The organism is Paraburkholderia sp. IMGN_8, from assembly GCF_038050405.1.
Classification (GTDB): Bacteria; Pseudomonadota; Gammaproteobacteria; order Burkholderiales; family Burkholderiaceae; genus Paraburkholderia.
Genome location: NZ_CP150900.1, coordinates 4,555,830 through 4,568,377, shown reverse-complemented (window position 1 = coordinate 4,568,377; position 12,548 = coordinate 4,555,830). Strand labels below are relative to the sequence as shown.

The following is a 12,548-nucleotide window of genomic DNA, read 5'->3' as shown; positions in this document are numbered from 1 at the left end:
AGCGAATGAAGTACTTTACCAACCTGATAGAACAAAGTCTGAGTCGTACCCGGGAAGCTACGTTGAGCGTTCTCGGTATCAACGACGAGAATCTGCGACGCCACCTCGGTACGCAGATGAACAGCCAGCTTGGCTCTGAGGGGTGTTTTCTTGCTCCGCCCGTTTTTGAGCACACCTTTGGATGGCAGGAGGCCGATGAAACAACGTTGAATGACCTGAAGGGCAATCTGTTGTCGGCAAGTCTGCTCGATACGCTGCAAAGCGCGGAGGGTCCCTACCGCTTCGCACCAGAGACTCATCCCTACGTCCATCAGTTGAAGGCGTGGGAAACGCTTTTGGCACCCACGCCAAAATCCGCCGTCATCACGAGCGGCACGGGCTCTGGAAAGACGGAGTGCTTCATGGTGCCCATACTTGAGGACCTGGTCCGGGAGCGCGCAAATTTGGGGCAGCCACTCGTCGGCGTACGCGCGCTTTTCCTCTATCCGCTCAACGCTCTTATCAATTCGCAGCGCGAACGTCTCCACGCCTGGACGATGCCATTCGGCTCCGACATCCGCTTCTGCCTGTATAACGGCAAAACTGCGGAAAGCACGAGTGAAGTGCGCAAGCTGCAGCATGAAAGGTCGAACGAGGTATTGTCACGGGAGGAGCTGCGCAGGCGGCCGGCGCCTGTACTGATGACCAACGCGACCATGCTTGAGTACATGCTGGTTCGCCAGGTGGATGCGCCCATTCTCGAGCTGTCACGGCAACACCAGTCCCTGCGCTGGATAGTCCTCGATGAGGCGCACACTTATGTCGGCTCCCAAGCGGCCGAACTTGCGCTGCTTCTGCGACGTGTGGTTCAGGCGTTTGGAAAGCGCCCTGAAGAAATCCGGTTTGTTGCGACTTCAGCCACCATTGCCGACAGCAATGCAAATGAACGGCTACAGCAGTATCTTGCAAGTCTGGCTGGGGTGCACCCGGAACAGGTAGTCGTGGTGGGGGGCTCACGAAAGGTACCAGACATCGTGTGCACAGGAACATCAGACTCGCGAAGCTACGAAGCGGCGTGTTCCATTGACGTCGGCCAGGAAGTATCGGCCGCCCGCTTTTCCGTACTCGCCCATCATCCGGTTGCCAGCACGCTTCGCCACGGCATCGTGAGTAAAGGGCGGCCGCTTGACCTGAACGAACTTGTTGAAATTGCTGGCAACAAACTGCAGGGCCAGAATTCGGCTGAGCAACAACGTGAGGTTCTGGAATGGCTAGACCTGATGAGCGGCACACGACGTGCGGCAAGTGAACCTCCGTTCATCAAGCTGCGTATTCATCTCTTTCAGCGCATGCTGCACGGCCTGTGGGCCTGCATCGATGCACGGTGCAGTGCCAAACCCGCGGGGATTGAAGACTGGCCGTTCGGCAACGTCTACGTCACGCAGCGCTCGCGATGTGACTGTCATGCTCCGGTGTATGAGCTTGCCTTTTGTGACGAGTGCAAAACCCCGCATCTGCTCGCGGAGGACCGGGCTGGGCAACTGCTGCAACGCAGTCCCTACGCTAACGATGAGTTCTCGCTCAGCTACGAAAGCCCGGCTGAAGACGAGCCGGATATCGAACTATCATCCGGCCATTCACGCCGGCAGTCCGCCGAGAAGTTCGTCATCGCTGCGTCGGAAACCCGACAGGAGCCCTATTTCCCGCTACTGGTCGACCTGTCGACCCTCAATGTAGGCGCCCTCGCATCATTTGGCACAAGAGAACTCGCCGTCGCTCCGGAGTCTCTGGCGACCTGCAGCCGGTGTCAAACGAGCTTCACTGGTTCGCCCGGTCAGCTTCGCAAAGCTTATCTCGGCGCACCATTCTATGTTGCGAACGCGGTGCCCACGGTTCTCGAATTCTGCCCTGACCCGATGCCAGAGGATTCTGAGGGGAAATCACCCGAAGAACTTCCGGGGCGAGGCCGGAAGCTGATTACGTTCACCGATAGCCGTCAGGGAACCGCCCGCATGGCGGTGCGTATGCAACAGGAAGCCGAACGCTCCCGGCTTCGCGGACTCGTGTTTGAAATTCTGCGCAACGCACAGGCAAAGGTTGATTCAAGACCCAAAGACATTCCTACGGTTGGCTACGAAGAGCTCGTCGAACGGGCAAAGGGTCTGCAAGCCATTGGGATGAACGAACTTGCCGCACAATTGTTCCGGGCGGCGGAGGAGACAAAGGCTGGGGTATCCACAGGCGGGACCAGCGAAATCTCTTGGTCCGACATGGTCACCGACCTCGCAACGTCAAGAGACATTGCGCTATCGATTCGAGACTACAACAAGTACGCGAATCCTGAACTCTTCGACGGGCACGAAGCCGCCGTTCCAATGGCCCGCCTGCTTCTCGCCCGCGAGTATGCGCGTCGCCCAAAGAACCAGAACAGCACAGAGACGTTAGGCTTGGTTCGTGTGAGCTACCGAGGTCTCGATAGCATCGCTTCGGCGCCAGCGTTATGGCTTGACCGCAAGGCGGCTCCCCTCCCGGGTGAAACCACTTCCGCCAACCTGACTCTCCAGGACTGGAAGGATTTTCTCAAGGTAGCGCTCGATTTTCACGTCCGTGAAAATACGTTTATCCGCCTCGACCCCACGATGCAGCGATGGATGGGAGCACGATTCACGTCGAAGGCCCTCATGCCGCCGAAGAGGGAAGCCGCGGAAAGCGCCACGTTCAAGAAATGGCCACAGTTCAGGCAAGGCAGAGCTCATCGCCTCATTAAATTACTCGAGCAGGGAGGTAACCTCGACCGGAGCCGCCCCGATGACCGGGACATCATTAACCACTTCCTTGAGCAGGCATGGACGGCTCTGGTAGGCGCAACGATACTCGAGCAGTTTGAGGGGGGCTACGCACTCAACCTCAGCACCTTGACCTTTTCGCTTCCCTCCATCGCCTGGGTGTGCCCGCTCACTCACCGCATGTTTGATACGGCGTTTCGCGCCCTGACACCATACATGCCGGACCGCTTTCGCGAGGGAGATTACCGGTGCCGGAAGGTGCAGCTACCCACCTTCTCGCTGCTATCCCCAGCCGGCGATGCCGAGGCCGCGCAGTCGCAGGTTCGCCGACTCATTGCGGAAAATCCACAAATCCAGCAATTAAGGTCACAAAACCTCTGGACGGACTTATGTGACCGGACTGCGGAGGGGGGGTTCTACTATCGCACCGCCGAGCATTCGGCGCAGCAGTCCTCGACCCGGTTGGAAACCTACGAGGACATGTTCAAGCGCGGCAAAATCAATGTGCTCAACTGTTCGACCACGATGGAGATGGGGGTTGACATCGGGGGAATATCAGCGGTTGTCATGAACAACGTACCTCCGCATCCGGCCAACTATTTGCAGCGAGCAGGACGCGCCGGTCGCCGGAACGAAGCCCGTTCAATCGCTTACACGCTGTGCAAGGCTGACCCGCACAACCAGCGGGCGTTCCGGGAACCGAAGTGGCCGTTCATTACAGCAATCCCCGCGCCGGCCATCACGCTCAGCTCGGAAAGGATTGTGCAGCGGCACGTCAATTCGACGTTGCTCGGCAGGTTCCTACGGACGCTGGGGGACACCGGGACCGACCGCACAAAACTGACACTGAACTGGTTCTTTGGTGGTGGGTCGTCAGCCTGTACGCGCTTCGTCGACTGGATGCAAAGCAATCCTGAGGGCCTCGGCGATAGTATTGCGGACATTACGCGCGGAACCAGCCTAGCAGCATGCTCCATGATTTCAATCGTCGACAACGCGGTGGCGACGCTTTTGCCAATCCAGTCGAGATGGTGTTCCGAGCATCAGAAGTTGGTTCAGCTCCTAACGTCCGCCGTTGATGAACCATACAGGAAAGCACTCAGTTTCGAACTTAAACGTCACGAGGACGAGTATCTGTTGCGCGACCTGGCCGCTCGAGCCTTTTTGCCCGGTTACGGCTTTCCGACTGACGTAGTGAATCTGAATATCTACAACGTTGAGGATTTTAAGGAGCGCACGCGCCAGCGAGAAGAGAAGAGTCGTGAGGACAACATCTTCACGTCCAAGGAGCAGCCCACACGTGGACTGAACATCGCGATTCGCGAATACGCACCAGGCGCACAAATCGTGATTGACGGTCGGGTCTACCGTTCCGCGGGCATAGGGCTGCACTGGCACTCCGGCGGCGCCAGGCATGAGGCGCAGAAATTTGATATTGCGTGGCGATGCGGACATTGCGGTACCGCCGGAATCACCGAGAACGCGTACTCCAACAGCGATAACATTCGCTGTACGCGATGCGACCGTGCGATTCACTCAACGGAACGGAAGCTGGTCTTGCGTCCATCAGGCTTCGTCACAGATTTCTATGAGTCGACGACCAACGACATCAGCACACAGAAATTCGTCCGGGTTGCTCCTCCCCGAATCCAGCTTGACGGCGAAACGCTTGCCCTGCCGGACAGCCGCTGCGGGTACCTGCATTTTGGACACAATGGCAGCGTCTTCTATCACTCTTCCGGCGAGCATGAAAACGGATATGCGGTATGCCTTGCCTGTGGTCGTACAGAATCAATGACGCACGACGGCGAAATTCCCGCGTCGCTGCGCCCGGACAAATTCCATCGCCCGGTCGGCGGAACGACTGGCAGCCAACGGGACAAGACCTGCTCAGGCGCCGCAGTCAAGTCCAATATCCATTTCGGCTATCACACCTCTACCGACGTCCTCGAGCTCGTCCTGAGGAGTCCGAAGACCGGGGAGTGGCTGGGGGACTCACAGGATGAAACCATCATTGCGACTACCCTTGCAGTTGCGTTGCGCGATGCGATTGCGGACGAGGTTGGTGTCGCGAGCACCGAAATGGGTTTCGGTACGCGGCTCGACAGGGACACGGCAACCGGAAAAGTCAGGTCGGTAATCCAGCTTTTCGACCAAGTAAGTGGTGGTGCCGGATTTGTATTGGCTGCATTGCCGCAGGTGATAAAGCTGCTCGAGCAGGCTGCCCACAAGCTCGACTGCCGGCAGGATTGCGAGAACGTCTGTTCTTCGTGCCTCGCGAGCCAGGATAGCCGTGTCGAACAGGAAGAGCTGGACAGGCGTGCCGCAAGGCAATGGCTCGATATCAATGAGTTCCTGCGTCACCTCGCGTTGCCCGGCCAGTTTCAAGGCATTCCCGGCGCGACCTACTGTGCGTTCGGCCCGGAACGTTTCATTCGCGAAAGCATCAACAAGGGCGCGACTGCAATTCAGTTTGTATTGAGAGGCGACCCTAGGGAGTGGGACATTGACCATCCATCGTTCCGCGACAAAGTATTGACCTGGAAGGTCAGGGATTCGCTTGACGTTTCCATCGCCGTGCCATCGGCGAAGCTTCTCTCGACCGAGAACAGGCGGAGTCTGAGTTTCCTGGGAAAGCTCGGTGTGCGTGTATGCCAGCAGGAAGACGCTTGGAATGCCTTTGGCGTTCCGGCTATCGTGCAGGTTTGCCGTGGGGAAACCGCACAGACACTTTATACCGTTGATGACGAGCCGGGTCTTCCCGGGGAAAGCTGGCTGCAAACGCGCGAGACCCGTATATGGGTGTCCAGCGGTCGGGTCGAGGCTGTGGACCTCACCCCGATTGACATCACTGCCTGGGATGCCCACGACTCAGGTGTAACCGTTTTGGAGGTGGTGACGGAACTCAACGGACCGGTGTCGTCGTTGGCCTCGCGACTGCGCGGACTAATCAGCGAGAAGGTGCCCGGACTGGCAAGCCTGATAGAGCGGGACAGAGCGACAGAGGTGAGCTACAGCGACCGGTATCTCAAATCGCCATGGTCGCTGATGGTGGTGGGCGGCTTCCTGTCATTGTTCAAAAGTAGTGAGCTGCGTAGTCTGGAAATAGCAACCCTGCAACCTCAGGCCACTCAGGTAAGCAACAGCGTCAAGCATGACTGGAATCGCCGGGAAGATATGCAGGAACTGGTCAAGGCCTGGCTGCAAACCATGGTTTCCGTTGAGCCCCAAGTTACAATGGTCGAGAAGTCCTATGACCTGCAACACAGCCGCGTCATCTCCGTGTCCTGGGCGTCAGGCAGGAAGACGCGACTCATCCTGGACCAGGGTGTTGGCTACTGGCAGCCGAAGGTAGCCTATCGGGACCAGATGTCCTTCGATTTTAGCGAGAGCCTCGAAGCGCAGGCCAGTCGCATGGTGGAACAGTACAAAATTACCAACATGACCAATGGCGGGACGTGGCCGACCTTTCTGTCCATTGTCTCGGAATAGCGTGCTCCCTGTTGAACTCGCCTCTGCGTATGTCGCAAGCGCAAGTAGTTTACGGGTCGTTCGTGGGCTTTTTCTGCGAACGACCCGACCTGACTATCATCATACGGAGCAACGCGCTGCGAAATCCTTCATTCAGTGTTCTTTCCGCCATTACACCGATTGGCGCTACACTTCAGGCGACCGCCCGTTCGCGAATTTCGCTCAGAACCTGCACAATCTGCGTCACCGTCGCTTGAGGAAAAACACCGAACGGCCCCTGAACATTCAGGTCTGTAAACGGCGACTCAAACAACCTATCCGCCTCCATGACGCCGTTCTGGGTAAGCTCCTGCACAATCAGGTTAATGAATTCAATCTGATTTGGCGTAGTCGTTGTGCCGTTGATGAGGGCACTGAAGGCCTGCATGGCGGTCTCACGGTCAAGGCCGACCAGCGAACGGATGAAAATCCCGAGTCCGTGACTCTTTTCCTTTGCTTCGTTGATAAGCGATTGTGTCCCACCGGCGTCGAGCAACATCTTTTCAAGTTCATTTAAATCGGATTGAGTCAACGGCTGATTCCGGCGTAGCCGCTGGAGTGACAGATGCGATTCGTGAGCCTTGAGGAACTGGCGAGCCTTCTCCCGGAATTTACCCATGTTAAGTCCGGCCGTCACCTGCGGCAGGTCAATGATGGAAGACTCACCGAGTTCGTCCTCGAAGTCCGTATATACAATCTTCTTCTGGCCTTTCGGTATCAACTTCACGAGAGCACGCAGCCTGCGCCGTACTGTCTCCAGCATTGGAACAGTCACATCCTCCCACCAGTCATCGCTCGCCACGCTCTGTATGAGCACCATCTCTGCTTTGATAGCAGGGATGGCCATTTGCTCCTCGAGCGCGCTGGCGACGGCCTGAATCTTCTCGCGGAGCCCCGGAAACCCGGATGTAGCCTGCAGTATCGAAAGTTGCGCCCGCAGGACCAGCATGTCGAAGCGTTTGGCCTCCTCGTCATCGTCAGTCAATTCGGACGGCAGCACGGCCAGGCGCGATGTCAGTTCGTGGACCTCTTCTGAGCCAATTGACTGCCACGCGTCGCCCTTCGAGAACTTCTCGACAAACTGCCGTTGAGGCCGAACCACAAAATTGTCCAGATTCATGGCGGCCACCCTTTCACGCAGCATATCCGCGGTCTCTCCACGGAGCTGACCGGTGGTCAGATTGGTGCCATCTGAGTTAGCGTCATCGCCGCCCTTCAATCTCTTGTCGAGTTCGACAATCATTTCTACCCGCGCCTTGAAGAGGCGTGTGCTCAGGGATTCGGTGGTCGAGCCATCCGAGACATCCGGATTCTGGCTGAAGAACTCGAGGTTCTGACAGAAATCGAAAACGAAGAAATCTCTCTTGTCCAGACCCGGCCCGAACAGGTCTTTGCACAGACGGGTGCCGCGCCCAAGCATTTGCCAGAACTTCGTTTTCGAGCGAACTACCTTGAAAAACACCAGATTGACCACTTCCGGCACATCGATGCCGGTGTCGAGCATATCCACAGAAATGGCAATGTGAGGTGCCTTCTCCTTCATGGAGAAGTCATCGATGAGACTCTGCGCGTACTCCGTCTTGTACGTCACGACGCGAGCAAAGTGCCCTTTGTAATGCGGGTAGTTAATATCAAATCGTCTGGCGATAAAGTCAGCATGGTCGTTGTTCTTGGCAAAGATGATGGTCTTGCCGAGCCGGTCGCCGCCCGCCGTCTTGTGGCCTTTCGTCATCACCACTTCCAGCGCTTTATCAACCGTATCGCTATTGAACAACCATTTGTTCAGGTCTTCGGCACCGACCTCGTCTGGCGTACTCCCCTCTTCGTTCCACTCTTTCTCGTCCCACGCCTCTTTCTCTTCTTCCGACAGGTCGTCGTAGCGGATTCCCTGACGCTGGAACTTCAGTGGTACGGAAACGGCAACCGGCGGGACCAGATGGCCGTCCGCAACCGCCTCATCCAGACCATAGGCATCGGTCGGGACACCCGTTTCGAGGTCGAACAGACCATAGGTATTCTTGTCGATTTCGTCTTTCGGTGTGGCAGTCAACCCAACAAGCAGGGAATCAAAATATTCGAAAATGGCACGGTACTTCTGATACACCGACCGGTGTGCCTCGTCGATGACGATAAGGTCGAAGTGCCCCACACCGAAGCGTCGCTGGCCATCTTGCGCCTCGTCGATGAGGCCCATCATGGTGGGGTATGTCGACACGAAAACCCGGCCTTCCGTGTCCTTGTCCGTGACCAGATTCACCGGCGAGGAGTCTGGCAGATGTGCCTTGAAAGCATTGACCGCCTGATTCACCAAAGCGATTCTGTCTGCCAGAAAGAGAACGCGCTTGACCAAGTTGCTAAGCATCAGCACGTCAGCCAGCGCGATGACAGTACGCGTCTTGCCCGAACCCGTCGCCATGACAAGTAGCGATTTGCGCTGGTTATCTACCTCGAAAGTCGCGCCGACGCGACGCACCGCGCGTGTCTGGTAATAGCGCTCAATGATTGCCCCGTTGATGACCGTCTCGGACAATTTTTTCCGGCTGCTTCGTCGCTGGACCAGCAACTCAAGCTCAGCTTTCTTATAAAAGCCCTGGACCGCACGGGGGGAATATGAGACGTCGTCCCAAATCCAGTGCTCGTAGCCATTGGAATAGAAGATGACCGGGCGTTGGCCATACATCTGCTCGAGACAATCCGCGTAGAGCTTGGCCTGCTGCTGTCCCACGGTCGGGCTTTTCGTTGTCCGCTTGGCTTCAATCAGCGCTAACGGCTTTCCGTCGTCACCCCACAGTACGTAGTCAACAAAGCCCTTGCCCTCGTTATTGGGCATGCCATTGACTTCGACCTCGAAGTTTTTGGTCTTGTCGAGCTCCCAGCCAGCCTCTCGCAGCAGAAGGTCGATGTAGGCCTTACGAGTCTCGGCCTCAGAATAGTCGTGGGTATCCGGCTGGGCTACATTGGCCTTCTTGGCAGCAGCGACCTCGTCACGTAGACGCTGCAGTTCTGCATCGAACTCCGCCTTATCAGCGAGCAGCAAGGATAGACGCTCGTCGCGTTCCTTAAGCTGCACGCTCAAAGTCTGCAACTGCTCCAGCGTCTGACGCGAAACACCGGATGCCGGTGGTATGAGGTCGGCAGAAAAGCCCAATCCGGGTGCCGGGCGGGAGGTCCTCCCATAGGTACGAGCCACCCAGTAACACAGATGGAAAAGCTCCCGGGTCGCGTTGAGCGCATCGGACTGCGCTATCTTCTTTGCGCTATGAACCGCGTCGTTGCCAAGGTCCTTGATGTATCTCGCCTTGGCGAACACAGTTTCGCCCACCCCCTTACGGAATGTGGGCTCGTGTATCAATGCACTGAGCGTATCTTGATAAGGGAGTTTGAACGATTTGTCGTGCGTGTATAGCCACGCCACCGCGATTTCCAGCGCGCGTCGAGCGTAGAAACAGGACGCGCGCGGGTCACTGTTAACTGTGCCTTCCGCCTTGCTGGCAGCCTCGAACAATAAAGACCACTCGGATTGGAGAAAGGCAAAGTTGCTCAATTAAAGTTCTCCTCGAAAAGCCCGATAGTCCAGTGAGGCCATCAGCGCATCGCTCTCATCTAGGAACCTACGCTGAATGCTTCGTTGCCTTTCTATCTTCGTCAACTGCTCTAGAAATGCAAGTTGGTCCTGCATGGGGAGCATGGGAATACGTAGCGTCCCCAAGCCCTCCGTGTTTATGTTGAATTGTCCAGCCGAAGTCTTACTCTTCGAGCGCACCTCTCTCTTTCCCTCATCAAATGAGAGATACTGCTGCAAAACAGCAGGAAGAAGCTGCTTCGTATCTAGGCGAGCGCGTATTAGATAAGAGGCGTAAATAAACGAAGACGTTTCGAACCCGGTCGTCGCCACCAACGTCGAATCAAACACTGCACATCGTCCCACAAAGTCTGGATTCCCGTTCGTACGTACGAATAGAAGGTCCCCATCAATTAGCTTCAGGCGGGAATATTCGGCGTCATCCACCGGTACAGTTTTCAATTCACCTAGGTCCAATGTCCCGCCAGCTACGTTTGGAATTCGCAAAGCGGGGTAGCCGCTCGACTCAGACTTGTTTGACGTTCCATATCGAAATTCAGTAACGAACTCTTTAAGGGGAATTCGTTTTTCACTTTCTAGGCTGCTACGAAACGTTTCACGAAAAACCGACTGCACAAGACTGTCGAGCCAAGCCAAGGCGGCCCTGCGTTTTGCACGGAGCGCGGCAGCTTGGTCGAGAATGGCGGCAATGCGGCGTTGTTCCGGTACGGGCGGAACAGGAATTTCGAGCTGTCCAAATTTTGATTTATTTACAATTGCTACCGTGGTTGCTGGCGCAACCGAGAACATTTTCTGTTTTAGTCTTTGACAGGCGTAGTACCCGAATCTCGGGAGAATTTTGTCTTCGTGAAATTCGATTGCATTTATCTGTTGGTTCGTAACGAGTTGCCGCCCAGCGATGCCAACTTTTCCGAGTGAGCCAATACAGCACACCATGACAGCATGCGCTTTAAGGAGGCGAGCTTGCTCTGCCCCAAGGGCCGATAGGGTCCTTGGAGTCTTAGTAACTGGCGAATCTTGGTCGAGTTCGCCGGGCGTCACGAACGGAATATCACCGCCCCAATATGAGTCTTCAGAAGTTAGTGGCGTCGAACCAGTTTGGATAGTCCCTAGGCTCTCTAGCGGTCGAAAGGGATAACTCATTTGAGCATTCCTTCAAGTTCTTGCATCCCAGCCCGAATCTCCTCTTCCAGCCCTTTGAGCTTGGCGAGAATCTCAAACGGCGGTAGATGGTCAACTGCCTCATGTACAACCTCCTTGTAGCTGCTGATGGAAAGGTCGTAACCTTTGGCCGTGATATCGGCCTTGGGCACAGAGAAGCTCTGCGCAGTGCGTGCGCGTTCGCGTTCGCTGCCGTCGCGCTCCCTCCAACGTGCAAGGGCGTCCGGCAGGTTGTTCTTGGCGTGCTCCAAATCGGTCAGTTGGTTCGCCGGCGTCACGCCTAGCTTTTCCTCATCGAGCAGCGGCTGGCGTTTGTCATCGAGACTCCACCCATCGGCTTCCATATCGTAAAACCAAACATGGTCGGTGCCTCCGGACTCCGTCTTGGTGAAAAGCAGGATAGCGGTCGACACACCGGCATAGGGTTTGAACGCCCCTGCAGGGAGCGAAATAACTCCGTCAAGTTTCTGGTCTTCGACAATCATCCGGCGTAATTCCTTATGCGCGTTAGATGAGCCAAACAACACACCGTCTGGGACGATGACTGCGGCACGTCCGCCCGGTTTGAGGAGACGCAGGAACAGTGCAAGGAAAAGCAGTTCCGTCTTTTTCGTCTTGACGATTGCAAGCAGGTCTTTGGCGGTGTTCTCGTAATCGAGTGAGCCTGCGAACGGAGGATTGGCCAGAATCAGAGAATACTTCTCTTCGTCCCCAGCGTGGTCCTGGGCCAGCGAGTCTTTGTACCTGATATCTGGATTATCGACCCCATGCAATGCCATGTTCATGCTGCCAATTCGGAGCATGGTGTTGTCAAAATCATACCCATGGAACATGGCATGATGGAAATGCTCCCGAGCCGCAAGGTCACTAAACAACTCGCCATGGTTCTCTCGCAGATATTCACCTGCGGCAACGAGGAAGCCACACGTACCGCTGGCCGGGTCGCAGATGATGTCTTTCGGATTGGGCTCCGTAAGCGCAACCATCAACTTGATGATGTGGCGAGGGGTCCGAAACTGACCATTCTGCCCGGCGCTGGCAATCCTGCCCAGCATGTATTCGTAGATATCGCCCTTCGTATCCCGGTCTTCCATCGGTATGTGGTCGAGCATGTCGACCACCTTGGCCAGCAAACCCGGCGTCGGGATGGTGAAGCGGGCATCCTTCATGTGATGCGCATAGGTTGAGTCGTCACCACCCATGCTGCGCAGGAAAGGAAACACATGCTCGCCGACCACTGTGTACATTTCGGCCGGCGAGAAATTCTTGAAGTGAGACCAGCGCAGGTCCCCATAATCGCGCCCCTTCTCGTCTTTCCCGACGGGAAAAATCCGCTTGGTCATCGGCTTCTTCAGCATCAGCGCCTTGCTTTCTTCGAGCGTATGGGTTTCATCCAGTCGACGGATGAATAGCAGGTAGGTGAGTTGCTCCATCACCTCCAGGGGATTGGAAATGCCACCGGACCAGAAAGAGTCCCAGATGGCATTGATTTGGCTGCGAATTTCGCCTGTGAGCATGGGTTCTTGCCT

At 56.2% G+C, this 12,548-nt stretch carries 4 protein-coding genes; 1 reads left to right on the top strand and 3 read right to left on the bottom strand.

The window, feature by feature from the left end:
* Positions 1-5 precede the first annotated feature (5 nt).
* Positions 6-6,257 carry a DEAD/DEAH box helicase gene (locus tag WN982_RS20745; RefSeq protein ID WP_341313758.1) on the top strand — a complete coding sequence of 2,084 codons (6,252 nt, stop codon included), beginning with the start codon at positions 6-8 and terminating at the stop codon, positions 6,255-6,257.
* A 172-nt stretch (positions 6,258-6,429) separates the two neighbouring features.
* On the opposite strand, the gene WN982_RS20740 is transcribed toward WN982_RS20745, so the two are convergent.
* Genes WN982_RS20740 through WN982_RS20730 form a run of 3 tightly spaced genes read right to left on the bottom strand, consistent with a single transcriptional unit; the run spans position 6,430 to position 12,536 of the window.
* A complete protein-coding gene (locus WN982_RS20740) occupies positions 6,430-9,819 on the bottom strand; it encodes a DEAD/DEAH box helicase family protein (protein WP_341313757.1) in 3,390 nt (1,129 codons plus the stop codon).
* The gene (locus WN982_RS20735; protein WP_341313756.1) at positions 9,820-11,001 is read right to left on the bottom strand and encodes a restriction endonuclease subunit S; all 1,182 of its coding nucleotides are present in this window, start codon (positions 10,999-11,001) and stop codon (positions 9,820-9,822) included.
* Positions 10,998-12,536, bottom strand: a complete 1,539-nt coding sequence (locus WN982_RS20730) for a class I SAM-dependent DNA methyltransferase (RefSeq protein ID WP_341313755.1) — start codon at positions 12,534-12,536, stop codon at positions 10,998-11,000. Before WN982_RS20730 ends, WN982_RS20735 begins: the two co-directional genes overlap by 4 nt.
* Between the last annotated feature and the right edge of the window lie 12 nt (positions 12,537-12,548).

Bases quoted from the DNA above. Each gene is read 5' to 3' on its own strand.
- WN982_RS20745 (WP_341313758.1), top strand. From the start codon at position 6: ATGAAGTACTTTACCAACCTGATAGAACAAAGTCTGAGTCGTACCCGG.
- WN982_RS20735 (WP_341313756.1), bottom strand. From the start codon at position 11,001: ATGAGTTATCCCTTTCGACCGCTAGAGAGCCTAGGGACTATCCAAACT.
- WN982_RS20730 (WP_341313755.1), bottom strand. From the start codon at position 12,536: ATGCTCACAGGCGAAATTCGCAGCCAAATCAATGCCATCTGGGACTCT.